Raw genomic sequence first — 26,387 nt, forward strand, 5'->3', positions numbered from 1 at the left:
TGTTGAGGATAAAAGCTATGTTAATGTATGTATTAAGTTGATACAACACTCCACATGCTTAATCCTCGAAGCATGAATAAATGTTTAATGGCAGGTCTCCTGACTTTGTGTATTATTCTACTCTAGCGTCTTCCCATACGTAAATTCTCCGTACAGTGACATAAGCTATTTCGTTACACTTACAGTTGCGAGGACAGTTCTGGATTTACACCAAATTCCCTTTTAAGCAATACACCATTAAACACACCATATTCTATTAGTTTTGTGTTACTTCGAATTTATAACCGACACCCCATACCGTAACAATCATTTTTGCGGCATCTGTGGATACTTTGCTTAGTTTTTCCCTTAATCGTTTTACATGCGTGTCTACTGTTCTTAAATCACCAAAAAACTCATATTTCCATACCTCTTTAAGTAATTCTTCTCGTTCAAAAACTTTATCAGGTGATTTTGCTAAAAACAAGAGCAGTTCGTACTCTTTTGGTGTTAAATTAACTTCCTTATTATCTGCTAAAACTCGATGTGCGTCATTATCAATTAGTAGGTGCGGAAATTCAATTAGATCTTTTGACCGGTTAGATGTATGTATCGTATTAGAACTTGTGGATCTTCTTAATAATGCTTTTACTCTTAACACCACTTCACGTGGACTGAATGGTTTCACAATGTAATCATCAGTTCCGGCTTCAAAACCATGAATTCGACTTAACTCTTCACCTTTAGCAGTAAGCATAATCACAGGTGTCGTCTTTTTGGTTCTAAGCTCTTTACAAACCTCTAGCCCATCTTTTCCAGGCATCATCAGATCAAGCAAGATCACCTCATAATCTTCCGTCATAGCTAATTTTAAACCTTGTTCCCCGTCTTCTGCTTCATCAATTTCAAAACCTTCACGCTCAAGGTACATTTTTAATAGACGTCGAATTCTATCTTCATCATCAACAACAAGAATTTTTTTCGTTTCCTGTTCCATTCTTCTCCCCCCTATCTCTTCATAGTATATAGGCAAAAAGCACAAGAGACAAATATCACTTGTACTTTCTGTAAAAACTTTTAGGCATAAGAATGTAAACCTGCTAACACTAGGTTAACAACAATTAAATTAAACATAATGATAGCAAATCCAATAACAGCTAACCATGCTGATTTCTCCCCATGCCATCCTCGTGATAAACGAAGGTGTAAGAAAATAGCATAGAAAAAGAAAGTAATGAGTGCCCATACTTCTTTTGGATCCCAACCCCAATATCTATTCCATGCTTCTTGTGCCCAAATGGCAGCAAAAATCAATCCACCTAGAGTAAATACCGGAAATCCAATGGCAACTGCTCGATAACATACTTCATCCAATAATTCCGGGTTTGCTTTTTTTAGTAATGGTTGGATCGCTGCAGCCACTCTTTTTCTCAATACAGCTCTCGTTATCAAATATAATAATAAACCAACAGTTAAGGACCATACTAATGTATTCAATTTACGAGGCGCTTCTGCACCATGCAACCATCCTGGTGCAGTAAAAACAGCATCTATCTTATCTTCTGTTATTAGTTCACCATTCTCCGGACCAAACAAAGCTGGTAGTTGATAGTCTAATGTTATTTCTTCTCCATCAACGACATGAGAAAATGTTGCGTTATAATCCATTGATGAAAAAATCGTCGTAATAATCACAAAGCCTAATGTTGCACAAATAGAATACATAATGATTTCTAACCAAGTAGTTTTTGCAGTAGTTTGGGATTGGTTAATTTGACGGATTAAATAGATAATTCCGGCAACAAAACTAACTGCTAGAATCGCCTCACCTAACGCGACCGTCGTAACATGAATGTACAGCCAATGACTTTTCAAAGAAGGAACTAGAGGTGAAACTTCCTTTGGATACATACTTGCATACCCAATAACTAATAATGCGACAGGTAAGGCAAATAATCCTAATAACTCAATACGATATATAAAGTATAAAATGATAAACGCCAATACAAGCATCATACCGAAAAAAGTAACAAATTCAAACATGTTACTAACCGGTGCATGTCCACTTGCCATCCATCTAGTAAAAAAGTATCCAACTTGTGCGATAAACCCCAGCATAGTAGTACCAATCGCTAATTTGTTCGTAAGTGTGAACTGTTTTTCATGTTGCTTGTCCTTAATGGTTGCAGCAAAAAAAATGACTGCTATTAAGTAAATCACAAAAGCAGTATACAATAGGCCTCCACTTAAAGATAGTATATCCATACACTTTCTCCTCCTTGCATCACCTCAAACGGTAATGAGTTACGCATCATTCTTTTTTTCTTGATCTCGAACCATAGTAAAAGATGTCCCGTCTATAATTTTTTCAAATTCTTTTGTTAATCCATACCAATTTTTATTTGTATGACATGCTATATATATTCTATCTGTAGCTTGATGAATCCAAATTCTTCGATGCTGCCAATACATCCCTTGTACAACACCAATCATAAAAATAAATGCCCCTAATCCAATAATAGGAAGCGTCAGATCTTTCCTTACCTTTAGTCCGCTGACATCGCGCACGCCAAAGTCTGTTAAACTTAGCTTATACTGATTGTCACCTGAAGGGATATTTTGACCAATCGCTAAAAAGCTTGCTTCCCGTTCTTCTATATCAGGGCCATAAACAAAGAAGACAAATCCTGGGTTTCGAGGATAATTAGATTTTGACCTCGGCTCACCATTATTTAATTCATATTCCGGATAAAAACGATTTAGCTCGATACGGTAGCCATTATCAAATACATACTCACTTTCAGGATCTGTTAAATCTACTGTAAATTCTACAATCGCTTCTTCCTCTTCCTCATCTACCTCATGTAACTTAAAGGACATCGTCTGAAATTCATTTAATTGATAACTATCTTGATAAAGTGCTAAACCATCAATTTTCAATGGTTCGTTTACAATAATTTCTCCACTTTTGACTTCTTTTAATTCCGGCTCAGATCCTATGACATCTTTGGACACATCCTCATATATAATAGCACTTGTTTCAAAATGTTTCGGTACAGGTCCATTTGTATTTTGTAATGCCGCCTCAAATATTTCATCTTCATCATCATTACCATATGTTTCAAAGATAAATTCTTCGTTTTTTATGTAATACTGTTGATTAGTACTTGGTATAACTGCTGTCTCGTCTTCTCTTACCCAAACAAAATCATCCACATACATAAATGGAATGAAGCGAAATAGTGTTCCTAATAGAAAGATGATAAGTCCCAAATGATTCACATATGGACCCCATCTTGAAAATCTACCTTTTTCCGCAAGTATGTGACCGTCTTTTTCTGTTATTTTATAACGGTGTTTTTTTAGATTGTTTATAAAGCGAGTTTTATCTTCCGCATGATAGTCCGTATATTCTCCGAACAGTTTCTGTCTTTTCAAAAAATTCGGATGTCGTTTAATAGCTTGATTTTTTAATGCTTTATATAATGGAACACCTCTGTCAATACTCACGATAAAAATAGAAATACCGATCAAGGCTATCAATACCATATACCACCAGGAGTTGTATAAGTTATGAAAACCTAATTGGTAAAAGATTTGACCTGATAATCCATATTGGTCCCGATAATGTAAAGCAGGATCAACATTTTGTGGAATATACATTTCCTGAGGATATATCGTACCAAGAGCAGATGCAACTAAAGCAATCGCAATTAATGTTACACCTACTTTAATAGATGAAAAGAAATTCCATGTTTTATCTACTATTGAACGATTTTTCGTTTTGGATCGAATCGCACTTCCGTCATATCGCATATTTAATAATGTACCTTGCTGGTCATTATCTAACGGTTTTCCACATTTTCCGCAAATAGTGGTCCCTTCTTTATTCGGATGACCACATGTACTACATTTTATTGTGTTCATTGAAACCCCTCACGTTCCCTCTGGTACAATCTGTTGTAAATAGCCTTCTAATCGTTCAAGTGAAAGTTCACCTAATACTCTTTCTACTACTACCCCATTCTCATCAATGAAGTAAGTCGTTGGTAATGGTCGAATACCATAAGCATCCAGCACTTGACTGTTTTTATCATGAAGTATTGGGAATGACAAATTATACTGATCTACAAATTTATCAATGACTAATTCTGTAGCATCCACACTAACAGCAACAATTTCTACTCCTTGCTCTTTATATTTCGGATACAGTTCTTCCATATAAGGCATTTCTCTTTCACAAGGTTCACAATACGTAGCCCAAAAATTTAGCATAACTCCCTTACCCTCAAGATCAGAAAGTTGCAGCGATGATTCTACGGTATCTTCATTGTTTGCAATGCGATTTAATTCAAAATCTGGTGCTTGGTCCTTTATATCAACAGCCGCTTCTTCTTCAGCGGTTAAATTAGAAACAACTGCAAACAATAAAGCTCCGAAGAGTACTACTAATATTGCAGATCGAAAAATAAAACGATTTCGCTTTTTTACTTGTTTTTTTTGTTTCGCCTGTTCAATCTTATCCATAGATCCTCACTCCCTTCGATCATTGTACCATTTACGATGATCAAAAATTGTGACAGTTATTTAACAATTACTTGGCCAATTTCTTTAGCTCGGCGACTTCTTGTGGTGTCAGTTCTCTATGTTCACCAGCATTTAAGCCATCTAATGTTAAGAAACCAAATTTTTCCCGTTTTAGTTTTTGGACCGGTGTTCCGATTGCTTCGAACATTCTTCTTATTTGTCGGTTTTTACCTTGATGTAAAACCATTTTAATAATAGCTGTATTTTTCTTTGAGTCTGTTGACATTACCTTTACTTGTTTTGCTTTCAATATATCTCCATCAGAACGGATTCCCTTCTTAAACAATTGTAGTTTTTCTTTAGAAGGTATTCCCTTTGTTTTTACGACATACTCTTTGTTAATCTGATGACTTGGGTGTAATAATAAATTAGTGAAATCTCCATCATTGGTCATAATTAATATGCCTGACGTATCATAATCTAATCTTCCAACAGGGAAAAGCCTTTCTTCATATTCTTCAAAAAAATCGGACACCGTTTTCCGATTTTTATCATCGGAAACACTGGTAATCACACCACGTGGTTTATATAGAAGAAAATATGATAATTTTTCCTTTTCTATCGGTACTCCTTCTACTTTCACTTCATCTTGGTCTGTTACTTTGGTTCCTAATTCTGTCACAACTTTACCATTTACTTCAACAAGACCATTAACGATCATTTTCTCTGCTTTTCTTCTAGAAGTGATACCACTTTTGGCAATTACCTTCTGCAGTCGTTCCATATTATGCTCACACTTTCTTTCAAGATTTATGTTATCATTGTTAACCATGTCATTTATTTCGTATACATACGAAAAGCAGTAGCGCTTCAACTGGGCGCTACTACAAGAATAACCACGAGACAATTATTACTGAAACTATTATACCAATAAAATCGGCAATCAGTCCAACTTTTAAAGCATTCCCCATTTTTTTAATACCAACCGCACCAAAGTAGACAGTTAATATATAGAGTGTAGTATCTGTACTCCCTTGCATGGTAGATGCCAGCCTGCCTAAAAATGAGTCAGGACCATAAGTTTTGATGATCTCCGTTGTTACACTTAAAGCCGCTGTTCCAGAAATGGGTCGTAATATTGCTAAAGGTGCAATTTCCGCTGGTATTCCAATTTTTGATAGAATAGGCTGTAATAAGCCGATAAAAGCATCTAAAGCTCCTGAGCTTCTCAGAATAGCAATAGCAACTAACATTCCTAATAAAAAAGGAAGAAGAGAAATCGACATTTTCAAGCCTTCTTTCCCGCCTTCCACAAATACTTCATATGCTGGAACTTTTTTTATTATAGCCACAATTAAAATCATCATTACTGTCACTGGAACTAACCAGATACTTATGACAGTCATCCATTCGATCATGTCTAAACTCCTTTCCTTTTAACCGCACGGTGATGTTCAGTTTTGGCGCGATTTTTGCAATAAACGATCAATCGTTATCGCTGAAACAGTAGTAATAAATGTAGCCAAAATCGTACTTGCTACAATTTCAGTTGGTGCTGCTGAACTATACTCCATACGAATACCAATTACTGTAGTTGGTACTAGAGTAAGACTAGAAGTATTAATGACAAGGAAGGTTATCATGGAATTACTTGCTTGATCAGATTTACTAATTTTTTTCATCTCTTCCATTGCCTTAATGCCCATTGGTGTAGCTGCATTACCTAACCCGAATAAATTGGCAGAAAAGTTGGCGAGTATATATCCCATTGCAGGATGACCATCCGGAATGTCGGGAAATAATCGTTTCACAATCGGTCTGAATAGTTTAGCAAAACCTTTTAATATTCCTGCTTGTTCAGCAACTCTCATCATGCCTAACCAAAAAACTAATACACTCGATAAACTGATTACCAATGTAATAGCATCACTTGCCCCCTCAAACAAAGCCTCATTTACTTGTTCCATCGTTCCATTAAACATAGCATAAACAATACCAATGATCGCCATTAATGCCCATATCACATTAATCACGATTATCACCAAACAATCGTTTTAAGTATTCCATAAAAGTAGTCCAGAACGATGGATCTTCCGTCTCCTCGATAGAATAGAGATAGAGTGATGTATCCGTAATTACTTTATCATTAAGATAGAAGATTCGTTTTCCAATCTTATCAAAATCTGAAGGTGTGCGACTAACATAATTTTTGTAACTAATATTGTTCATTTCGTTTTCTGCTAAAGGGTAGTAGATAGGTTCTTGAATTTCTGCTGTAATGGGATCTTCCTCATTTGTTTGTAATGTCATCGTGGATTTATCTTGTAATTTTCGTAAAGGAAACTTTTCAAATCCCCATTCAAATAAATTTATATGATCTTGCCAATCACTAGGAGCATTTAACGTCACCACAATTAATGTTTGTCCATTTTTTTCAGCTGTAGATACAAGTGTCCTCCCAGCAGCTCGTGTATAACCAGTTTTTCCACCATTACTGTACTCATATAATTGAGTAAGTAATTTATTTTTATTTATCCAAGCATAATCACGGGCAGAAGATTGATAAGATGAAGTACCGGAAATTTCTCTAAAAACAGCATTTTCCATAGCATATTTGGTTAAAAGTGCCATGTCATAGGCTGTAGAAAAATGAGTATCAGAGTCCAGTCCATGTGGGTTGTCAAAATGACTATTTGTCATACCAATCCATTTGGCTTTTTCATTCATTAAGTATGCAAAGCCTTCCTGGCTGGCACCGACATGCTCACTAATTGCCACTGCTGCATCATTTCCTGATCTTAACATTAAACCATAAACAAGGTCTTCTAATGTAATTTTATCATCCTTATTTAAATAAATGGATGATCCTTCGGTTGATATGGCATTGTCCGAAATTTTAACGTATTCATCTAGTTTCCCAGATTCTATAGCAATAATAGCTGTTAAAATCTTGGTGATACTTGCAATCAGTGTTGAATTGTCCGCATTTTTCTCATATAGGACTCTTCCAGTTTCTTGATCCATTAGGATAGCACTCTCTGCGGAAACCTGAACGTTTGCTTTTACATCTGATTGTGGTAATAAGACAAAACTCAATACAATACATATACTATAAATAAACGGTCGCATGACACACCTCATCTCACTTTGCATATACGTTTGTACCATTCTATGCAGACAAGCAGTGCATATGACTACAAAACAAGCAAAACCCACTTACTTCCAAAAGATAGAGTGATGTAGACAGAATACGGAGGAATTACGTCGCAGTTTATTTATTTTGGATACTGAACATAGTAAAACCCTGTAACTTTGGTAAGCTACAGGGTTAATCGTTCATATTTTGTAGTCGATCGAAGAATAGGTCAGCTTCCTGTTCTACATCAATTTCGTTAATATCTTCTGGCAATGGTGGTAAATCCTCAATAGAACTTAATCCGAAATATGTTAAAAATTCAATGGTCGTTCCAAACAATATGGGCCTTCCTACTCCTTCTTTACGCCCCGTTTCCTCAATTAATGCTCTGGAAATAAGGGTTTGTAATGGGCGCTCACTTTTGACACCTCGGATCTGTTCAATTTCTGTTCGAGTGATCGGTTGCAAATAGGCGATTATCGCTAATGTTTCTAGCGCAGCTTGTGATAACTTAGCATGTACTTTAGCTTCTTTCAATTTCGTAAAATATTCACTATGCTCTGGCTTTGTGGTTAGAAATAATACTTGTTGTGATTCCATCAACATAATGCCTCGTTTTGCATGTTCATATTCAAACTTTAACTCATTGATTAAATGGTCAGCCATATCTTTATCCAAGTCTAAGACTTTTCGCAGTTCTTTCTTATGTATCCCTTCGTCTCCTGCTGCAAATATTAAACCTTCCATAATCGCCTTAATATCATTTATATCCAACTTGATAACCTCCATCAATCATTAAGACTCGTAACGATAAACGATCAATTCATCCAACTGTTTTTCCTGTTTGCAATTTATCTTATTCTGTTTCATTAATTCTAAAATCGCAATAAATGTAGCAACAATATGCGTTCTTGTTTTTGTTGGGAATAGTTGATAAAAAGAAATAGGATGTTCGAATTGATTTATTTTTTCCATGATTTCATCCATTCGCTGATCAATTGGTATTTCTTGACGTTGAACGGAAGTTTCCATTGGTCGATTCCATTTTTGCCTTTCTAATACCTTTCCAATTGCTTCTATCATGTCATAAATATTGGCGGCACCTTCAGGTAATTGATATGGTTCTTCCTGCCCTAGTTGAAGCGGTGGTCTTGTATGCACCTGACTTTGTTCCACTTCTCTTTCTTTAAGATGCTCCGCAGCTTCCTTATACTTTCGATATTCAATGAGACGACGCATCAATTCTTCACGCGGATCTTCTTCATACTCTTCCTCAATTTCAACCGTTGGATTAGGTAATAATAGCTTACTTTTGATTTCCAGTAATGTTGCTGCCATCACTAAGTACTCACTTGCAATATTAAGCTCTAATTGTTGCATCGTATGGATATAAGCCATATATTGTGCTGTTATCTCTTTGACCGGAATATCATAAATATCAATTTCATATTTATTGATCAGGTGTAATAGTAAATCTAAGGGGCCTTCAAACGTTTCTAATTTAACTTGATAATGGTCGGGCATATAAATACCTCCAACATTAAAATAACAGATTTTATAGGCTAATTATTATAAACGCCTATACCATAAAAAAAAAATTGCATACATTAATCTCGAGAAATCAATTTTATAATTGATTAATTAAATCTTTAGGAGGTTTGAAAATGGGATACTCTTACGGCGGTGGCTTTGCTTTGATCGTTGTGTTGTTCATTCTTTTAATCATTGTTGGTGCTGCTTGGTGCTAAAATAAAAGTTTACCATAGCTTATCGTCTTTTTCGGCGGTAAGCTTTTCCATTAGGGTTTAAGAATTAATTTTTTCTTACTTAAAAGAACCTTTGCTACTTCATGATTAGCAAAGGTTCTTTACGATTTTATTCATCCGTATTTGCATTGCATTTTTGTAGAAACTTATCAGTCTGTTTATTTGCATCCACTTTATAAGTTGCACCATAATGTTTTTTTAAAGCATTGACCATTTTCTTTCCTATTCCCAAGTTACGGTGGGAAGGATTGACCGTTATATGCTGGATAACAGCAGAATCAGTTTGTTTATCCAGATAAACTCCAATAGCTCCTAGGACATCTTCTTCTTCTTTCCAAAGAAACAACTGCCAATCTTCATTCGTTTCATATTCTTTAATAGTATCCTGAAGTTTTGATACTTCTTTTTCTTCGGGCATAAAGGAAAGTAAGCCCATTGCTATTTTTTCAAATCTTTTTTTAAAGCGAATTAACATATTGAACCCCTCATTATTCATAACAATTCGTATAGTGATATGTTATGTTTTCATACAAAAGTCGTTACTATTTATTATTTCCAATTACTAGGAAGAAAATACAATTCCAAACCAATAATAACAACCCCACACAATACTTAACACTAATAAAACAAGAAAAAGTATACTATTTTTTCTACGCATATCTATCGTTCCTTCGAGTTCATAGAATATGAGCTTTCCTTCACTTACAATATTATATTCCTATTTAGTTGTCAATCTTTATCTAATTATGGCAACTCAGCTTATATTTTATACCTCTGACACGCGTATACTTTTCATGGCATCTCCTTGACGGATTCGAAGTACTGTATCCATACCCTCTGTTACTTGGCCAAATACAGTATGAACGCCATCAAGATGTGGTTGTGGTTCATGCACTAAGAAAAATTGACTGCCACCAGTATCTTTTCCGGCATGTGCCATCGATAATGAACCTGCAACGTGCTTATGTGGATTATCTTCAGTTTCACATTTTATCGTATATCCAGGGCCACCCATGCCAGTACCAGTTGGGTCTCCACCCTGTGCTACAAATCCTGGTATTACTCGATGAAAGATAACTCCATCATAAAATTCATCATTAGCCAATTTTTCAAAGTTAGCTACCGTGTTGGGAGCTGCCTCCCCATATAACTCAATTTCAATTCTCTCACCATTTTCAAATTCAATTACTGCTTGTTTCATTTTTATCCTCCTATTCATATGACAAGTCATTTTGGATCATATCTTTAAATGACTCTCGTTTAATAACTAATCTATCTTGACCATCTTCAACAAAAACTACGGCGGCTTTAGGAAAACGATTATAATGATTAGACATCGAGTACCCGTAAGCGCCTGTTGAGAAAACAGCTACAATATCATTCTGATTAACTTTTGGTAATTCTATATCCCAAATTAGCATATCACCTGATTCACAACATTTACCTGCAAGAGATATTTCTTCTTTTTCCTTCCCATTGACGTTATTGGCTATAACAGCATCATATTTTGCGTTATATAGTGCTGGACGTAGATTATCGGTCATTCCACCGTCAACTGATACATACTTTCTCACATTGGGTATTTCCTTTACAGAACCGATTGAATACAACGTTAATCCGGCATCACCAACAATTGAACGACCGGGTTCTATCCAAATTTCAGGAAATACCATCTCTTTTTCTTTCACTTGTTCGCTAATTTTATCAATTAAAGCTGTAACATAAGTTGAAAGTGGTAGAGGCTCATCATTTTCAGTATACTTGATGCCAAATCCACCACCAACATTTAATACATCTGATTTGAAATCAAAGCGGTCTGCCCAATCCTTCAATGTGTGAAATAATCTTTCAATCGCCATTGTAAAACCATCTGTTTCAAATATTTGTGAACCAATATGACAATGTAGCCCTTTTACATGAATCTCATCGAAAGTCATTAGTTTTCGTACAGCTTCTTCCGCTTGACCATTTGTTAAATCAAAACCGAATTTCGAATCCTCGTTACCAGTTAAAATGTAATCATGTGTATGTGCTTCAATTCCTGGAGATACTCTTATTAAAACATCCATCTCTTTTTTCTGTTCTTTTAATACATGTGCTAATAAATCAATTTCATAAAAATTATCGACTACAATACAACCAATATTATACTCTACGGCCATAGAAATTTCATCAAGACTTTTATTGTTTCCATGCATATGAATTTTTTCTACAGGAAAATTTGCTTGTAAAGCTGTATATAACTCGCCTTGTGAAACAACATCCAAGCTCAAATTTTCTTGTTTCGCAACTTGTATCATCGCTATCGAAGAAAAAGCTTTACTCGCATAAGCCACCTGTGCTTGTATACCACGTTCTTTAAATGTATCAACAAACGCCCTAGCATTTTCACGAATCTTATCAACATCATAAACGAATAATGGGGTACCGTATTTTTTTGTTAATTCAACCGTATCCAAACTGCCAATTGTTAAATGCCCATCCCCATTAACTGCAAACGGATGTATCATCTATTGAACCCTCGCCTTCTCTCTTGCTAATACCTCTATTCTTCAAACAAAAATCCCTTATCCCCATCTTCCATAACAAAGACAGGTAGACAAGGGATATAAGAATTCCCATTTCTACAAAATCTAACAAAGTATAAAGATAATTTATCACAGGCTTATCTCCAGTTCAAGTGTTTACATTTAAGATTATACTTGTTTTTGATTATTTTTAGGCCTTACAATACTAGGTCTTGTCTTTGACAAAGGCATTGACAGGCGGAATAATATTTGCCATAGAGCTTTGTCGTTAAAAGGTATCAACGGCCATAAATATGGAGTATGCAGGGACCTCGTAGACATCAATATCAAGAGAATAATGGTGATTCCGATGATGAGCCCTTTCACCTGGAAGATAAAGGTCAAAATAATTAGGACAATTCTTGCCATTTTATTCGCTACACTTAATTCATAACTTGGTGTTGCGAATGTCCCTACTGCACTAATCGCAACATATAAAATTACTTCTGCACTAAACAAACCTACCTCTATCGCAATTTCCCCGATTAACACTGCAGCAATCAACCCCATGGCAGTTGATAAAGGAGTTGGTGTATGAATGGCAGCCATCCTTAAAAATTCAATACCGATATCTGCCAATAGGATTTGAACAACTATGGGAACATTCCCTGTTTCGTTAGGCCCAATAAACTGTAACTTTTCAGGTAATAAGGATGGATCAATTACTAATAATAACCATAGTGGTAATAAAAATAAAGAAGCAAAAATTCCGATAAACCTGACCCATCGGACAAAGGTACCCACTGCTGGAGATTCTCGGTATTCTTCTGCGTGTTGCACATGGTGAAAGTAAGTAGTTGGCAGAATAATCATACTTGGGGAGGTATCAACCATTATTAGTACATGACCTTCAAATAAGTGTGTAGAAGCCACGTCTGGTCTTTCTGTATACCTGACAAGTGGATAAGGGTTAAACCCTTGATGCACCAAATATTCTTCTATAGTCTTATCAGCCATTGAAAGTCCATCTACTTCAATTTGTTCTAATTCATCTTTAATTAAGTCTACAAGCCCCATATCTGCTACATCCTGTAAATAAGAAATGCAGATATCTGTTTTAGAGCGTTCACCAACTTGCATCATTTCATGCCGTAATCGTTCATCTCTTATTCGCCTTCTGGTCAGAGCTGTATTTTCAATAATATTTTCCGTATAACCATCTCTTGAACCTCGAATTACTTTCTCTGTATCAGGTTCTTCAGGCGATCTGCCTGGATAATTACGAACATCAATGATAAAGCATTCTTCTTTACCATCTACAAAAATAACGAGTAAACCTGATAACATTTGATCAACCGCTTCATCCATTGTTTTCGCCTTTTCGACCTGTTGGTGAACGATACGGTTATTCAATACTTCATATAAGTCACTTTCCCGATTCTCTTCATCATTGATTGAAATTATTTTTTTCATTACTTCAATCACAAAATCTGTATCCACTAATCCAGTTACATAATATAACTGAATTTTTTTCTTTAAAATGATTAGTTCACGAAATCCAACATCAAAAGATACATTAATCCCTAGTCTTGTTTCCATGTATTGTTGATTTTTAACTAGTAACTGATTGACTGGTGTTTTCTTTTTTTTCATAATGAACTCCTTCACTATAAAATATCTACGAAAATGATCCACTGAAACAATGACCCGGCTATTTTGCCGATGACTATTGCCATTAATAACCAAAGTAGTTCTTTATCTATACCTAATCTTTTCATTAAGATTGGAAAAACATTTAAAACTTCCGTTAATGCTGCAGCAAGCATTCCGATAAAAATACCGTGTAATAACCCCCAAAAACCCAAGATTAAAACCGGGATATTCAGTGTCCATTCTGTGAAAGTTAGATATGTTCCGAGCATGGCACCAATAATTACGCTTGCTTGATAATAATTCATCCATTCGATGGATTTACTTAATTGAACTAATCTCGGGATGATTCCCAATACAGTTAAAAAAGCTACAAAGCCCGCTCCCACCATTAACCCTGATCCAAAACCAATCAAAATCTCCACTAGTATATAGGCTATTTCTCTAGTCATCACGTTTATTTAGTACATTCTCATGATAAATTAAATAATGATCAAGGTCCTGCTGATAGTTAAACATTTCAACTTCTAATGGGCTTGGCTCTTCATTAAAACGTTTTTTGAAAATATGATTAAAAAATAGAATCATCCCTAGGCCTAAACCGATTGAATAGGGAATTTGAATCCAAAGTGGTTTATCCTTTTGCTCCCCTGTTAATAAGAAATATAATCCTTGATGTACTTCTTCCATACTGACATCATAATGAAAATTCATGATTGCCATTGCTGAGCCTATGCAGAGAAGAAGCCAAATTATCAGGATCAAAAAGAAATTAGCCTTTTTGTCATTTTTTTTAATTTCTACAATTACTTGATTTGCCCCTAATAATTCGACAGTAAGGAACGGATAAGCTTCTACCAACGTATCTAATAATTGGAAGCCATCAATAACAGAAACATTATTATCTTTCTCTGTAATTTGATAAATCTTTAATGTTTCTAGTTCTTTCAGATAATCAATATTCCCTGTGACAAAAGCAATATCCTTTAAAGTTATTAAATGCTCTTTTTCCACTGCAATCTTCTTTTTAAGTCGAATATATACTTTTTCTTCCTGCACATTACATCATCCTTTTATTATTAGCTTGTGAGGAAAATGGTGTTCTTAGTATAAGTTGAATTTAGATATTCATTCATAGCATTGAAAAACCAGAAAAAAAACAGCCCTGCATATACGTAGAAGATAAAAACTGCGAACTTGTGAAAATTCACTTTGGGTAGGATATTCTCCCATCCTTTTGGAGGTGATTGCTAGTTCGTCGCTGCGGAAAAATACTCCCTTTCCGTGGGCACGGCTTCAGCTAACTTGGTAAAGAAAAGCACTTTACCAAGTGGATCTTCAGCCCGTGCTGTTCCCACAGGAGTGTCGCATTTTTCCGCAGCTTAGTGTGTAATTCTTATCAAGTAGGAAGAAATTCATAGAATATAATTCCATAAGTTCTCTTCCTTCGATAATCAGAACACTGCGCTTAGCGTAGGCAAGATACGTAGACTCCTACGGAAACAGCGCGAGCTGAAGATCCCGCAGGAAAGTGATTTTTGCTTTCCGAGGAAGCTGAAGCCGTGCCCGTGGAAAGCGAAGTATCTTGCTGGAGCGTTGCCTATCACTTATCCAAATTCAGATGGAAGAAAGTAATTTTAACTTCGCAGTTTATGTTTGTTGTGCTCAGCATTTAATCATAAAAAAAGACTATCCCGGGGGATAATCTTAATTTATGATTTCTTCTTTTATTTTCTCTAATATTTTCTTTTCTATTCGGGAAACCTGAACTTGTGAAATTCCCAATCGATTAGCAACCTCTGTTTGGGTTTTATCTTTGTAATATCTTAAGAAAACAATTAAACGTTCCCTTTCATCCAGATCTTTAATAACCTGTTCCATTGTAAGTTTATCAAACCAATTATCATTAACGTCTGCGATCTGATCCAATAATGTGATGGGATCACCATCATTTTCATAAACTGTTTCATGAATAGACTGTGGTTTCTTTGTCGCTTCCTGAGCATGGATGATTTCTTCAGGTGTGAGCTCTAGTTTATCGGCAATCTCTTGCACAGTCGGTGCGCGGGCGAATTCTTTTGTTAATTCGTCTGTAACTCTTCTTATTTTATTACCAATTTCTTTTAAGGAGCGACTAACCTTTACCGTACCATCATCCCGTATAAATCGTTGTATTTCACCGATAATCATTGGTACGGCATAAGTAGAAAATTTCACATCGTATTCTAAATCGAACTTGTCAATAGACTTTAATAATCCAATGCAACCAATTTGGAACAAATCATCCTGATCATAACCTCTATTGAGAAAACGTTGCACCACAGACCAAACCAACCGAATATTTTTTTCCACCAATAATGATCTTGCTTCTTCATCTCCTTGCTGACTTAACTGAATATACCTCTTTACATCTTTATCATCTAAAGGTGATGTGTTAGACATTTTTGTTTTCATAGACATCACCTAATTACACATGGTTTTGCTAGTTTGAAAATCTTTTGTCATTTTCACCTTAGTGCCTTCTCCTGGATGTGAACTAATTTCGATTTTATCCATGAAATTTTCCATAATGGTAAATCCCATTCCTGATCGTTCAAGTTCTGGTTTAGATGTATAAAGTGGTTCTTTCGCTAAATCGATATTATCAATCCCCATTCCTTCATCTTCAATTAAAATCGATAATGTTTGATCAGTTAAGGTACAAGAGATATAGATGTATTGGTTGGGGTCCTCTTCATAGCCATGAATAATGGCATTGGTTACAGCCTCAGATACAACGGTTTTGATCTCAGTTAATTCATCCATGTTCGGATCAATTTGGGATACAAACGCGGCAACCGAAACTCTGGCAAACGCCTCATTTTCACTGACGCTTCTAAACTTTAATTCCATGGCATTATTCATGAAGCCACCCCCAAACTGGAAAGAGCAAAATCTTCATTTGACTCTAGCCTGACAATCTTGAATAATCCTGACATATTAAATAACCTTTTAACAGCTGGGGTGACAGAACAAACAATCATTTCTCCACCTAATTGTTTTACTTCCTTATATCGCCCTAATACAACCCCTAAACCTGAACTGTCCATAAAATGTAAGGCATCGAGATTTAAAATGACATGTTTAATACCTTCTTGATGCAGGTGATCTTGCCATTCTATTTTTAATCGAGCAGCAGAATGGTGATCTAGTTCACCATCCAACCGAACGATTAATACATCTTCGACTACAGTAAATTGTGTCTGTAATTGCATATTTTTCCCTCCCAGTTTTTTCTGTAATACTTTTTTCTATATCTCTTATCGATAATCCTGCTAATTGACAAAACTAGAACGAAATCGTCTAAAATAGCTTATATTCGACGTTTTCTTTCCATGTCATTAAAAGAAAGATTGAAAAGTTCTTTTAAACAGTTGAAGTACATTAGCATGATCAATATCTTCTAGTACAGTTAAATCTGTCTCACTGATAATTTTTTCACCTTCAACCACTTGAAGCTTACCGACCATTGTTCCTTTTTCAAGCGGTAACTCTATATCTTGATTAATCGTTATTTTTGTATCGATTTTATTTAAGTTTGTTCCTTTTGGATAAAGAATGGAAACAGAGTCATTTGTGACTACATCCACCTTCTGTTTGTTTGCCTTTAACCATTCAAAAGACGTCACAGCCTGATTTTTTTCGTATAAAGGCTTCGTCTCGAATTTAGCATAAGCATAATCTAATAATTGGCTTACATCACTATTGCGATCTTTTGTACTTTCCGCTCCCATTACAACAGCTATGGTTCTCATACCATTTTTCTCTGCAGTTGCCGTTAAACAGTATTTCGCTTCATTTGTAAATCCTGTTTTCAGACCATCTACACCTTCATAAAATCGAACCAGTTTATTAGTATTGACCAACCAAAACTCATCTTCAGAATCTTTACGCAAATAATCCTCATAAATACTTGTATAATTTGTAATATCTTCATATTTTAGTAATGCCTTAGCCATAACAGCCATATCATGAGCAGTACTATAATGATTTTCTGCTGGTAAGCCAGTTGAATTTTGGAAATTAGTAGATTTAAGACCTAATTCTTCTACTTTTTCGTTCATCATTTCCACAAAAACTTGTTCACTGCCAGCAATTCTTTCGGCCATGGCTACACTTGCATCATTACCTGATGCAATTGCAATACCCTTCAATAAGTCATCAACTGACATTTCTTCTCCGGCTTCCAAAAAAATTTGAGATCCACCCATGGATGCAGCATTTTCGCTGACTCTGATTTTTTCATCCAAGGATAATTCACCTTTTTCAATGGCTTCCATAATAAGTAGCATGGTCATAATTTTAGTCATACTTGCCGGTGGTAATTTCTCACTAGAATTTTTATCATATAATATATTTCCTGTATCACGTTCTATAAGTATCGCTGATTTTGAATGTGTAGCTAAATCTAATGAGTCACTTTCACTTACTTCGCTAGATACGTGATTTTCTTCATGATGAGCAAATACACTTCCTTGACCGATCACCACCATACTTATTACTACAAGTAAAGTTATGCTTATTCTTTTCAACATTGTTCACCTCCGAGTTATAACATCTCTATTTTTCCCAAAAAAATCTGAAAGTATAACTAGAAATAAAATTTATTTCATATTTGTCAGTTACTAAGATCCTAGAGAAAAGTGGAGTGCTCGCGCAACACAGGTAGATAATGTCACGCAAAGTGACCAGATTTTTTCACAAAAAAAAATAGCGAGAACTGCTTCGCTATCTTTTTCGTTCAATATTATTTAATGACTTCATATATCATTTTTTGTTTATTTGTTTTTTCTGATTTTATTGTATATGCATCCTTTACAATATTGATTATATTTTCCACGTTCTCTTGATCACTGTTTAATATAGCTAAGGTATCTCCTGACTCTACAGGGTCGCCTATTTTCTTTCGTAAGGTAATGCCAACCCCATGATTAATATCATCATCCTTAGTGGCTCTTCCTGCACCTAAATGCATAGCTGCTACCCCAATTTCATCTGCTTCCATTTCGTGTATATAACCTTTTTGATCAGCTTTCACTTCAACTTTATAAGATGATCCAGGTAATTTAGAAAGATCTTCTATAACGGTTATATCTCCGCCCTGCGCTTTTATGAAATCCATAAAGCAATTTAAGGCATCACCATTATCAATTAACTTCTCCAACGATTGTGTCGCCTCATTATAATTCTGATAAACACCACCTAATATTGTCATATGGGTGGCCAGTTCTATTGCTAATTCACGAAGATCCTCCACTCGTTTTCCTTGTAATACTTCAACCGCTTCTTTTACTTCATTAGCATTTCCGATCTCATAGCCTAATGGTTGATTCATGTCACTTATAATGGCAATTGTTTGTCGTTCTAACTGTTTTCCGATCGTTACCATCTCTTCGGCCAATTGTTTGGAATCTTCAAATGATTTCATAAAAGCTCCAGAACCTGTTTTGACATCCAGAACTATACTGTCAGCACCTGAAGCAATTTTTTTACTCATGATAGAACTTGCAATTAGTGGAATCGAATCAACTGTTGCCGTAACATCTCGCAAAGCATACAATTTCTTATCAGCGGGAGCTAAGTTTCCTGTTTGTCCTACTACTGATAATTTGTATTTATTGACATTATCAATAAATTGCTGATTCGTTAGCTCAACTTTAAAACCAGGTATTGATTCTAATTTATCAACGGTACCACCAGTATGTCCTAGCCCCCTACCTGACATCTTTGCAACCGGAATACCAGCTGCAGCAACTAAAGGACCTACAATAAAAGTCGTCTTATCACCAACACCGCCTGTTGAATGTTTATCCACTTTATGACCTTCTATAGGGCTCAAATCAATGACATCACCGGATGCTACCATATTTTTCGTTAGATTTGCCGTTTCTTCTTGTGTCATCCCTTGATAATAAATCGCCATCATTAATGCAGACACCTGATAATCTGGAATTTTCTCTTTCATATACTCTTCTATAAAAAAAGTAATTTCTTGTTCTGTTAAAGGATCGCCATTTCTTTTTTTAGCGATAATATCAACCATTCTCATTACAGACACCTCTTTTTTATTGGATATATTTATTTTAAATGGATATCGTTCAAAAAGCTTTTTCCATATTGAGGGTGTTTCACTTTGAAATTTTCGGCAATAGTAGCTCCAATATCTGCAAATGTTCTTCGTATAGGCAGCTCGTTCCCAGCGTTGATCCCATGATGATAAACAAGTAAAGGTACATATTCTCTCGTATGATCTGTTCCGTGATGAGTGGGATCATTACCGTGATCAGCTGTTATAATGAGTAAATCATCGTCTTTTAATTTACTTAACACTTCTGGTAATCGTTGATCAAATTTTTCGAGAGCTTCTCCATAACCATCAGGATTTCTCCGATGACCATATTTTGCATCAAAGTCAACTAAATTTAAAAAGTTAAGTCCGTGAAATGATTTATCAATAGATTGAATAAATTTTTCCATTCCATCGTCATTATCTTTTGTTCGAATTGATTCAGTAACACCTTCACCATCAAAAATATCAGAAATTTTCCCTATGGCAACTACATCAAACCCGCCATCTTCTAATGCATTCATAACCGTATACCCAAAGGGTTTTAATGCATAATCATGTCGATTAGACGTTCGTTCGAAATTACCCGGTTCACCGACAAATGGTCTGGCAATAACTCGGCCGATCATATATTTTTCATCTAAAGTTAATTCACGGCAAATCTCGCAAATATTATATAGCTCTTTAACTGGTATTACCTCTTCATGTGCAGCAATTTGTAATACAGAGTCAGCTGAAGTATAAACAATTAGATCTCCTGTTCCCATATGATGTGGGCCTAATTCTTTAATAATTTCTGTACCTGAAGCTGGTTTATTCCCAATTATTTTCCTTCCGGTTTTCTGCTCAATCTCCTCTATTAATTCTTCAGGAAATTGTTGAAACGTGCGAAAAGGCGTATCAATATAAAGCCCCATCATTTCCCAATGTCCTGTCATTGTATCTTTACCATTCGAAGCTTCTTGCATTTTTGTGTAATGGGCTTTTGGTTTGCTTGCTTTTTCTACGCCATTTATTTCTTTAATATTACTTAAACCTAGTTGCCCCATATTAGGCATATGCAACCCATTCCGATGTTCTGCAATATGACCTAGTGTGTCTGCACCAACGTCATTAAAATCTGCAGCATCAGGTGCTTCTCCGATACCAACAGAATCTAGTACAACTAAAAATATTCGATTAAAATTTGTCATTTTAATCCCTCCTATTCTTCCATACCCTCTCTATCTAAGTAGTATGCCTCAAATCACTATCTTCATTAATATATAAAGATAAAAATCGGCATGCATATTGACTTAACTTCTAGATACAACAAAACGCCACGATTACAATCGTGACGCTTTAAGCTCTTGGATGATGTGTTTTATAAATATCTTTTAACCTGGACTTGGAAACATGAGTGTAAATTTGAGTAGTAGAAATATCCGCATGACCAAGCATTTCTTGTACCGCCCTTAAATCTGCGCCATTTTCAAGCAGGTGTGTCGCAAAGGAATGCCGTAAAGTATGCGGAGATAACTCCTTTTCAATTCCTGCAATTTTGGCAATCTCTTTGATTATTTTCCAAAATCCCTGACGTGACAATGGATTACCATGGTGATTAACAAAAACTGTGTCCGTTTGTTTTTTCTTAACAAAATCATTTCTAGCGGATTGAATATACAATTCTAAAGCATCCTTAGCGATATCTCCTAATGGTACAATCCGTTCTTTTGATCCTTTTCCAAAACAGCGAACAAATCCCATTGTTAGATGCAAATCATTCATTTTTAAAGTAATCAATTCCGAAACACGCAATCCTGTTGCGTATAGCGTTTCTAACATTGCTTTATTACGGATTGAATATTTGTCAGTAACCGGGATATTTAATAATTTATCAATATCTTTTGTTGATAATACTTTTGGTAATTTACGGTTTGCTTTTGGTGTTTCAATATGTAAACTCGGGTCCTCTTTAAGCTGATATTCTCTAATTAAAAATTGATGAAATAATCTTAAAGTGGACAGCATTCTTGCGACAGTTGCGGATGATTTACCTTGATCATTCAAACGATACAAAAATTGCATAATATCATGACGACCAGCCTGTTTCCATTCAGATAGTTCTCTTTCTTCCCTAAGGAAATGATAATACTTTAACAAGTCACGTTTATATGCTTGCAAAGTATTATCAGATAATCCTCTTTCAATTTTCAAAAAGTGAAAAAACTCTTCTACTGGATATTGCATTTCATCCATCATTTATTCTCCCAATCGAAAAAAGATACTTAACCGCTCCCAAACATCAGGATCTTCCTGTTGAAATACTTTTACTGCATTTCCTTGAGGGTACTCATAGCGATCTAATTTTTCATATTCTTGATGTAATGCTTTGATTACATAATAAAATAAAATGGTACACAAAACGAAAATAATAAAAAACTTCATCATTTCAAAAAAAATTTTCATAACGGATGACATATGGCATTCTCCTAATAGAATAGACTCTATTAGAATTTATACCGATATTATATAAAAATATACCTATTTAGCGGATAATTTTTTTGCTTCACAATTTCGACAAATTCGGTCTTGGCATTTTTGGCATATTCCATGAAACGTTAATCGATGGTCTTTGACAATAAATCCCCAGTCAGTTTGAACAATTTGTTCTACTTCTTCTAATAAGTCATCCATTATTTCTTCAACAGATCCACATTCAGTGCAAACTAAATGATGATGGAAATGCTTTGCTCCTTCTTTCCGAAGATCGTAGCGGGAAACTCCATCACCAAAGTTAATTTTATCGACAACTTCTAGTTCAGTTAATAATTCTAGTGTTCTATATACAGTTGCTAAACCAATTTCCGGTGCTTTATCTTTTACTAATAAATATACATCTTCCGCACTAAGATGGTCTTCTTCTCTTTCTAATAATACACGAACAGTTGCTTCACGCTGCGGAGTTAATTTGTAACTTTGAGCGTGTAGCTCCTTCTTAATACGGTCTAAACGGTGTTCCATAATGAAGGACCTCCTTACATAAGTTAATTATAAATAGTCCCATGTAAGGTGTCAATTAAAATAATTATAAAAAGCTTGAAAAATCCTTTATTTTTTAATAATAATTATTAATTAATAAATCTGTCTGATATTAATCTCATTGTTTCAAAAGAGACAATTGATTCCAATAATGCCGCGAAGCCGACAACTATCATTAAGCCAATAAATACGGCTGTATATCGATAGAAAATTTGTAAAATTGGTTGTTTATAGCGTTTGGAAAACATACTTTGTAACAAGGTTAATGAGAATATCATCGCAAAGCTGCTAGCGATAATATAGATTGGAATGATAATCAGGTTTTGTGGTGCAATAGCAGAAAAGGAGAACAACAATCCTTTGAAACCTAACTGATTGACAAAAAATCCTACGGTAAATCCGATTGCTACACCTTTAACAAATAACAATACCCAAATGATTGGTAATCCTATGACCGCCAACCCAAGGAAAAAAAGCAAAGATAAAAATTGAATATGATAAAATGCTGCATTTTTAAATAATGATTGTTTAGATATATCTCCATCTTGTAGAAAACCAAGAAAAAATCGCTCTAAATAAAAAAATAAATCCTGTTTCTGAATAAAAGTCATACTATTGACAATAATCGCTCCAAATATAATCCCCGTAATAAAAAGGATAATCGTAAATATATAGATGGTGTGGTATTTTGCAAAATGATTAGAAATAGGTTTTTTGTTTTTTGGTAGTTTCATTTCATTCACATCCCCTAATTATGTTCTCGTTTTCAATCTATGAATGGATTGATAGAAATAGAACACAACTAGAGTGTATTTTAATTTCACATAATATTAATATGGTTAAGTCTTCACTCTCCCATAGCGGCCACCGCCACCTTCATCAACCATCAATTTTCCCTCTCGTAATTCCATAATCATAGTAGCAAGTTTATCACCGACAATTTCAGTCAAGGCAGCTTTAGGTACATAATGGATAATATTCATTTCATTACCAAAATGGCTTAATAATTTCTCCATCGTTTTTGGCCCCAGTTTAGGCAGATATTCAAGTGGAACCTGATATATATAATCTGGCCGCTCTCTGCCTGAAACTTGATCAGAAGCCAATTCTTGTATTCGATCTGATACACCTTTAACGTATTTGACAGAACCACACATTAAACATTTATCTCCCTTAAATGGTGCTAGGCAACTGGCACATACTGTTGCATAATATTTTCCTAATTTAGGATTCATCCCAAAATTTTGTTTTACTTTGCGTTGTTCATCGTTCTTTAATGCCAATTTTAATTCTTTAAAGCTTGGTTCAGCTAGAAGTAATTGCTGATATTCTCTTGCTATTTTCGGCAAAGAATGAGCATCTGAATTCGTTAAAAAAGGATACCGATGTAATTCTTTAATTTGATCAGCCATCTTTGTATCAGAACTTAATCCAAGTTCAATTGCGTCCACTCGTTCTGGATCTAATACTTCTGTTAAAGAACGGGATACCCCTTTACCGAAAAGACTCTTAAATGGTGTAAAAACATGGGCAGGGATAAACAAGCCGTCCAATTCATGTGTTATCGTTTGTAATGTAACAGCATTTCCGTAATAACGCTGAGAACTAAGTTCAATGTTTTTCATATGTGAAGACAGCCAAAAAGAAAATTCCTTCATATTTTTAAGAAACGGAAAGAAACATAACACATGTATCGGTCCTTTGCAATTTTCGTCATATACTTCTATTTCACTGCCTAAAATGAGTGTAGTATTTCCAAATTGAATGCCACCATCCGCTAGTTCCAATGCAATACCTTGACTGACAGCTAATTCTATCTCATTTAAGACAGCGGGAGCATGACAGTCTATAATGCCTACGATATCTAACCCTTTCCTTTCACTTGCCTCTTGCATAATATTCATCAGCGTTAAATTTTTGGAAGCAGTAATCTTCACTGGCTTCCCAATCAAATTACGTCCAATATGAATATGTAAATCTGTAAAAAATTCTTTTAGCATTTTACTTCAAACCCTTGTGTTTTAAATAAAGAATCGCATAAGCTGTTTTTGCATCATGTATCTCCTGCTCCGCAACTAATTTTTCTGCCTCTTCTAACGATAATTCCATTAATTCGACAAATTCATCTTCGTCCATTGCTTTCGGTTGCTCTACTTTTTCCAGAGAGCTGGTTTTATATAAATACATTATTTCATCCGCGAAACCTGGGGAGGTGTAAAATGAAGTCACATAGGTTAGTTGACTTGTTGTATAACCTGTTTCTTCCTCTAATTCTCTTAATGCTGTGACTTCTGGTGCCTCTCCTTGTTCCAGTTTCCCCGCTGGAATTTCTACTAATGTTTTTTCTAAAGGTTTACGATATTGTTTGACAAAAATGATTTTATTATCCTTCGTTACCGGAATTATCGCAACCGCTCCTGGATGTTTAACAATTTCTCTTTTGGAAGTTTTACCATTGGGTAAAGTGACGTCATCTACTTGCATATTAATCACCTTCCCTTCAAAAATTGGCTTAGTATGAACAGTTTTCTCTTCAAAATTAGTCATGAATTTTCATCCTTTCTCTTTCTAACAGTCCCTTTCATTGTATTTCTTCCTCACGATTTGTACAATGAATTTAGATAGTTGATGTAGAAAGGATGAATAATGTGGAAAGAATAAAACTTGGAAATTCTAATTTAGCAGTGTCCCCCATTTCACTTGGTTGTATGTCTCTCGGGACAGATGCGACAAAAGCAAGTGAAATTATCGATGAAGCATTGGATCTTGGTATTAATTATTTAGATACGGCGGATTTATATGATCAAGGTCAAAATGAAGAAATAGTCGGTCGAGCGATTAAAAATAAACGTGATCAAATCATTTTAGCAACAAAAGTGGGGAATCATTTAAAAGATGACGGTAGTTGGTTTTGGGATCCAAGAAAAGCTTATATTAAAGAACAGGTAAAAGAAAGCTTAAGAAGATTACAAACCGATTATATTGATCTATATCAATTGCATGGCGGTACAATTGAAGATCCTATTGATGAAATAATTGAAGCATTTGAAGAATTAGTCAAGGAAGGTGTTGTACGCTATTATGGTATTTCTTCGATTAGACCAAATGTGATTCGGGAATATGCTGCAAAATCTAATATCAACAGTGTGATGATGCAATATAGCATGCTTGATCGTCGTCCGGAAGAAGAAGTGATGACACTGTTGGCTGCTCAGCAAATCAGTGTAGTGACAAGAGGATCACTAGCTAAAGGCATGTTAAGTGCCAAAGGTCCGGAAATCGTTTCAGATAAAGGTAAGAAAGGGTATTTAGATTATGATGCAAGTACCTTAAAAAATACGGTTGAGCAGTTACAAGCTGTGTTGCAGGATAACCAGACATTGAATGGCTTAGCATTACAATACGTATTACAAGAGCAAGCTGTTGCTTCTGTCGTAACTGGTGCGAGCTCTATTACACAATTAAAAGAAAATGTCAACGCATTAAATCAACATTTTGAATCTGAACAATTTGCAAAAGTAAAAGAAATAACCAAAGCAAACACCTATCAACAACACCGATAATAGGAAAACCAGTTCAATCCATATTCGCATTATATAAAAACTGCGAACTAATGGAAATTCTGTTTAGTGTGGATTTCTTCCATTCTTCTGAAGTTGAATGCTAACTCGTCGCTGCGGAAAAATATTCCCTTT

The 26,387-nt window shown here is 35.1% G+C and carries 30 protein-coding genes and 1 riboswitch; of the genes, 2 read left to right on the plus strand and 28 right to left on the minus strand.

Features of this window, described 5'->3' with window-relative positions; genetic code table 11:
* Positions 1-72: 72 nt before the first annotated feature.
* Positions 73-254: riboswitch (cobalamin riboswitch) on the minus strand.
* 2 nt (positions 255-256) lie between these two features.
* The 10 genes from GI584_RS12630 to GI584_RS12675 form a co-directional block, all read right to left on the minus strand.
* Positions 257-976, minus strand: coding sequence for a response regulator transcription factor (locus tag GI584_RS12630; protein ID WP_100360324.1), 720 nt, complete (start codon positions 974-976; stop codon positions 257-259).
* A gap of 80 nt (positions 977-1,056) precedes the next feature.
* Positions 1,057-2,244, minus strand: a complete 1,188-nt coding sequence (gene ccsB / locus GI584_RS12635; RefSeq protein ID WP_325063400.1) for a c-type cytochrome biogenesis protein CcsB — start codon at positions 2,242-2,244, stop codon at positions 1,057-1,059.
* A 39-nt stretch (positions 2,245-2,283) separates the two neighbouring features.
* Positions 2,284-3,906: a cytochrome c biogenesis ResB family protein gene (locus tag GI584_RS12640; protein WP_153791448.1), complete on the minus strand. Its 1,623-nt coding sequence runs from the start codon at positions 3,904-3,906 to the stop codon at positions 2,284-2,286.
* 9 nt (positions 3,907-3,915) lie between these two features.
* The gene (resA, locus tag GI584_RS12645; protein WP_100360321.1) at positions 3,916-4,506 is read right to left on the minus strand and encodes a thiol-disulfide oxidoreductase ResA; all 591 of its coding nucleotides are present in this window, start codon (positions 4,504-4,506) and stop codon (positions 3,916-3,918) included.
* A 67-nt stretch (positions 4,507-4,573) separates the two neighbouring features.
* Positions 4,574-5,290: a pseudouridine synthase gene (locus GI584_RS12650; protein ID WP_153792974.1), complete on the minus strand. Its 717-nt coding sequence runs from the start codon at positions 5,288-5,290 to the stop codon at positions 4,574-4,576.
* A 100-nt stretch (positions 5,291-5,390) separates the two neighbouring features.
* Positions 5,391-5,924 (minus strand): spore maturation protein, encoded by a 534-nt coding sequence (locus GI584_RS12655; RefSeq protein ID WP_153791449.1) that lies wholly within the window; start codon positions 5,922-5,924, stop codon positions 5,391-5,393.
* Between the two features lie 36 nt (positions 5,925-5,960).
* Positions 5,961-6,539: a nucleoside recognition domain-containing protein gene (locus GI584_RS12660; RefSeq protein WP_100360319.1), complete on the minus strand. Its 579-nt coding sequence runs from the start codon at positions 6,537-6,539 to the stop codon at positions 5,961-5,963.
* Entirely contained in the window at positions 6,532-7,635 is a 1,104-nt protein-coding gene (locus tag GI584_RS12665; protein ID WP_153791450.1) for a D-alanyl-D-alanine carboxypeptidase family protein, read from the minus strand. Before GI584_RS12665 ends, GI584_RS12660 begins: the two co-directional genes overlap by 8 nt.
* A 199-nt stretch (positions 7,636-7,834) precedes the next feature.
* Entirely contained in the window at positions 7,835-8,416 is a 582-nt protein-coding gene (gene scpB / locus GI584_RS12670) for an SMC-Scp complex subunit ScpB (protein WP_100360317.1), read from the minus strand.
* 21 nt (positions 8,417-8,437) lie between these two features.
* On the minus strand, positions 8,438-9,166 hold the full coding sequence (locus GI584_RS12675; RefSeq protein ID WP_100360316.1) for a segregation/condensation protein A: 729 nt from the start codon (positions 9,164-9,166) through the stop codon (positions 8,438-8,440).
* 140 nt (positions 9,167-9,306) lie between these two features.
* On the opposite strand from GI584_RS12675, the gene GI584_RS12680 reads away from it, so the two are divergent.
* Positions 9,307-9,390, plus strand: coding sequence for a YjcZ family sporulation protein (locus GI584_RS12680; protein ID WP_100360315.1), 84 nt, complete (start codon positions 9,307-9,309; stop codon positions 9,388-9,390).
* 127 nt (positions 9,391-9,517) lie between these two features.
* On the opposite strand, the gene GI584_RS12685 is transcribed toward GI584_RS12680, so the two are convergent.
* The 18 genes from GI584_RS12685 to GI584_RS12770 form a co-directional block, all read right to left on the minus strand.
* On the minus strand, positions 9,518-9,883 hold the full coding sequence (locus tag GI584_RS12685; RefSeq protein WP_153791451.1) for a GNAT family N-acetyltransferase: 366 nt from the start codon (positions 9,881-9,883) through the stop codon (positions 9,518-9,520).
* Between the two features lie 291 nt (positions 9,884-10,174).
* Complete coding sequence (locus tag GI584_RS12690; RefSeq protein WP_153791452.1) at positions 10,175-10,609, minus strand: peptidylprolyl isomerase; 435 nt, start codon at positions 10,607-10,609, stop codon at positions 10,175-10,177.
* Between the two features lie 10 nt (positions 10,610-10,619).
* Entirely contained in the window at positions 10,620-11,918 is a 1,299-nt protein-coding gene (lysA, locus tag GI584_RS12695; protein WP_153791453.1) for a diaminopimelate decarboxylase, read from the minus strand.
* 186 nt (positions 11,919-12,104) lie between these two features.
* On the minus strand, positions 12,105-13,568 hold the full coding sequence (locus GI584_RS12700; protein WP_100360311.1) for a spore germination protein: 1,464 nt from the start codon (positions 13,566-13,568) through the stop codon (positions 12,105-12,107).
* Positions 13,569-13,582: 14 nt separating this feature from the next.
* Positions 13,583-14,017, minus strand: coding sequence for a stage V sporulation protein AB (locus GI584_RS12705; protein WP_153791454.1), 435 nt, complete (start codon positions 14,015-14,017; stop codon positions 13,583-13,585).
* Complete coding sequence (locus GI584_RS12710) at positions 14,010-14,624, minus strand: stage V sporulation protein AA (RefSeq protein ID WP_153791455.1); 615 nt, start codon at positions 14,622-14,624, stop codon at positions 14,010-14,012. Before GI584_RS12710 ends, GI584_RS12705 begins: the two co-directional genes overlap by 8 nt.
* 648 nt (positions 14,625-15,272) lie before the next feature.
* Positions 15,273-16,025, minus strand: coding sequence for an RNA polymerase sporulation sigma factor SigF (sigF, locus tag GI584_RS12715; protein ID WP_100362476.1), 753 nt, complete (start codon positions 16,023-16,025; stop codon positions 15,273-15,275).
* Positions 16,026-16,028: 3 nt separating this feature from the next.
* A complete protein-coding gene (gene spoIIAB / locus GI584_RS12720) occupies positions 16,029-16,469 on the minus strand; it encodes an anti-sigma F factor (RefSeq protein ID WP_100360308.1) in 441 nt (146 codons plus the stop codon).
* Positions 16,466-16,819: an anti-sigma F factor antagonist gene (gene spoIIAA, locus GI584_RS12725; RefSeq protein WP_100360307.1), complete on the minus strand. Its 354-nt coding sequence runs from the start codon at positions 16,817-16,819 to the stop codon at positions 16,466-16,468. The genes spoIIAB and spoIIAA overlap by 4 nt, the downstream gene beginning before the upstream one ends.
* 126 nt (positions 16,820-16,945) lie before the next feature.
* Positions 16,946-18,139 (minus strand): D-alanyl-D-alanine carboxypeptidase family protein, encoded by a 1,194-nt coding sequence (locus GI584_RS12730; protein WP_194841990.1) that lies wholly within the window; start codon positions 18,137-18,139, stop codon positions 16,946-16,948.
* A 212-nt stretch (positions 18,140-18,351) separates the two neighbouring features.
* On the minus strand, positions 18,352-19,653 hold the full coding sequence (locus tag GI584_RS12735; protein WP_153791456.1) for a pyrimidine-nucleoside phosphorylase: 1,302 nt from the start codon (positions 19,651-19,653) through the stop codon (positions 18,352-18,354).
* 29 nt (positions 19,654-19,682) lie between these two features.
* Entirely contained in the window at positions 19,683-20,864 is a 1,182-nt protein-coding gene (gene deoB, locus GI584_RS12740) for a phosphopentomutase (RefSeq protein ID WP_153791457.1), read from the minus strand.
* Positions 20,865-21,012: 148 nt separating this feature from the next.
* A complete protein-coding gene (xerD, locus tag GI584_RS12745; protein ID WP_194842207.1) occupies positions 21,013-21,900 on the minus strand; it encodes a site-specific tyrosine recombinase XerD in 888 nt (295 codons plus the stop codon).
* Positions 21,901-21,912: 12 nt separating this feature from the next.
* On the minus strand, positions 21,913-22,131 hold the full coding sequence (locus GI584_RS12750; protein ID WP_100360303.1) for a DUF4227 family protein: 219 nt from the start codon (positions 22,129-22,131) through the stop codon (positions 21,913-21,915).
* 63 nt (positions 22,132-22,194) lie between these two features.
* Positions 22,195-22,674 (minus strand): ferric iron uptake transcriptional regulator, encoded by a 480-nt coding sequence (gene fur, locus GI584_RS12755; RefSeq protein ID WP_100360302.1) that lies wholly within the window; start codon positions 22,672-22,674, stop codon positions 22,195-22,197.
* A gap of 107 nt (positions 22,675-22,781) precedes the next feature.
* A complete protein-coding gene (gene spoIIM, locus GI584_RS12760; protein WP_100360301.1) occupies positions 22,782-23,426 on the minus strand; it encodes a stage II sporulation protein M in 645 nt (214 codons plus the stop codon).
* Positions 23,427-23,531: 105 nt separating this feature from the next.
* Positions 23,532-24,692, minus strand: coding sequence for an endonuclease Q family protein (locus tag GI584_RS12765; protein ID WP_153791458.1), 1,161 nt, complete (start codon positions 24,690-24,692; stop codon positions 23,532-23,534).
* 1 nt (position 24,693) lies between these two features.
* Complete coding sequence (locus GI584_RS12770; RefSeq protein ID WP_100360299.1) at positions 24,694-25,239, minus strand: NUDIX hydrolase; 546 nt, start codon at positions 25,237-25,239, stop codon at positions 24,694-24,696.
* A gap of 101 nt (positions 25,240-25,340) precedes the next feature.
* On the opposite strand from GI584_RS12770, the gene GI584_RS12775 reads away from it, so the two are divergent.
* The gene (locus GI584_RS12775) at positions 25,341-26,255 is read left to right on the plus strand and encodes an aldo/keto reductase (protein ID WP_100360298.1); all 915 of its coding nucleotides are present in this window, start codon (positions 25,341-25,343) and stop codon (positions 26,253-26,255) included.
* Positions 26,256-26,387 lie beyond the last annotated feature (132 nt).

The organism is Gracilibacillus salitolerans (genome assembly GCF_009650095.1).
Lineage (GTDB): Bacteria > Bacillota > Bacilli > Bacillales > Amphibacillaceae > Gracilibacillus > Gracilibacillus salitolerans.

Excerpts from the sequence above, each read along its gene's own strand:
- GI584_RS12630 (WP_100360324.1), bottom strand. The coding sequence starts at position 976 with ATGGAACAGGAAACGAAAAAAATTCTTGTTGTTGATGATGAAGATAGA.
- ccsB (WP_325063400.1), bottom strand. The coding sequence starts at position 2,244 with ATGGATATACTATCTTTAAGTGGAGGCCTATTGTATACTGCTTTTGTG.
- GI584_RS12640 (WP_153791448.1), bottom strand. The coding sequence starts at position 3,906 with ATGAACACAATAAAATGTAGTACATGTGGTCATCCGAATAAAGAAGGG.
- resA (WP_100360321.1), bottom strand. The coding sequence starts at position 4,506 with ATGGATAAGATTGAACAGGCGAAACAAAAAAAACAAGTAAAAAAGCGA.
- GI584_RS12650 (WP_153792974.1), bottom strand. The coding sequence starts at position 5,290 with ATGGAACGACTGCAGAAGGTAATTGCCAAAAGTGGTATCACTTCTAGA.
- GI584_RS12655 (WP_153791449.1), bottom strand. The coding sequence starts at position 5,924 with ATGATCGAATGGATGACTGTCATAAGTATCTGGTTAGTTCCAGTGACA.
- GI584_RS12665 (WP_153791450.1), bottom strand. The coding sequence starts at position 7,635 with ATGCGACCGTTTATTTATAGTATATGTATTGTATTGAGTTTTGTCTTA.
- GI584_RS12675 (WP_100360316.1), bottom strand. The coding sequence starts at position 9,166 with ATGCCCGACCATTATCAAGTTAAATTAGAAACGTTTGAAGGCCCCTTA.
- GI584_RS12680 (WP_100360315.1), top strand. The coding sequence starts at position 9,307 with ATGGGATACTCTTACGGCGGTGGCTTTGCTTTGATCGTTGTGTTGTTC.
- GI584_RS12685 (WP_153791451.1), bottom strand. The coding sequence starts at position 9,883 with ATGTTAATTCGCTTTAAAAAAAGATTTGAAAAAATAGCAATGGGCTTA.
- GI584_RS12690 (WP_153791452.1), bottom strand. The coding sequence starts at position 10,609 with ATGAAACAAGCAGTAATTGAATTTGAAAATGGTGAGAGAATTGAAATT.
- lysA (WP_153791453.1), bottom strand. The coding sequence starts at position 11,918 with ATGATACATCCGTTTGCAGTTAATGGGGATGGGCATTTAACAATTGGC.
- GI584_RS12700 (WP_100360311.1), bottom strand. The coding sequence starts at position 13,568 with ATGAAAAAAAAGAAAACACCAGTCAATCAGTTACTAGTTAAAAATCAA.
- GI584_RS12705 (WP_153791454.1), bottom strand. The coding sequence starts at position 14,017 with ATGACTAGAGAAATAGCCTATATACTAGTGGAGATTTTGATTGGTTTT.
- sigF (WP_100362476.1), bottom strand. The coding sequence starts at position 16,025 with ATGTCTATGAAAACAAAAATGTCTAACACATCACCTTTAGATGATAAA.
- spoIIAB (WP_100360308.1), bottom strand. The coding sequence starts at position 16,469 with ATGAATAATGCCATGGAATTAAAGTTTAGAAGCGTCAGTGAAAATGAG.
- spoIIAA (WP_100360307.1), bottom strand. The coding sequence starts at position 16,819 with ATGCAATTACAGACACAATTTACTGTAGTCGAAGATGTATTAATCGTT.
- GI584_RS12730 (WP_194841990.1), bottom strand. The coding sequence starts at position 18,139 with ATGTTGAAAAGAATAAGCATAACTTTACTTGTAGTAATAAGTATGGTG.
- GI584_RS12735 (WP_153791456.1), bottom strand. The coding sequence starts at position 19,653 with ATGAGAATGGTTGATATTATCGCTAAAAAAAGAAATGGCGATCCTTTA.
- deoB (WP_153791457.1), bottom strand. The coding sequence starts at position 20,864 with ATGACAAATTTTAATCGAATATTTTTAGTTGTACTAGATTCTGTTGGT.
- xerD (WP_194842207.1), bottom strand. The coding sequence starts at position 21,900 with ATGCAATATCCAGTAGAAGAGTTTTTTCACTTTTTGAAAATTGAAAGA.
- GI584_RS12750 (WP_100360303.1), bottom strand. The coding sequence starts at position 22,131 with ATGTCATCCGTTATGAAAATTTTTTTTGAAATGATGAAGTTTTTTATT.
- fur (WP_100360302.1), bottom strand. The coding sequence starts at position 22,674 with ATGGAACACCGTTTAGACCGTATTAAGAAGGAGCTACACGCTCAAAGT.
- spoIIM (WP_100360301.1), bottom strand. The coding sequence starts at position 23,426 with ATGAAACTACCAAAAAACAAAAAACCTATTTCTAATCATTTTGCAAAA.
- GI584_RS12765 (WP_153791458.1), bottom strand. The coding sequence starts at position 24,692 with ATGCTAAAAGAATTTTTTACAGATTTACATATTCATATTGGACGTAAT.
- GI584_RS12770 (WP_100360299.1), bottom strand. The coding sequence starts at position 25,239 with ATGACTAATTTTGAAGAGAAAACTGTTCATACTAAGCCAATTTTTGAA.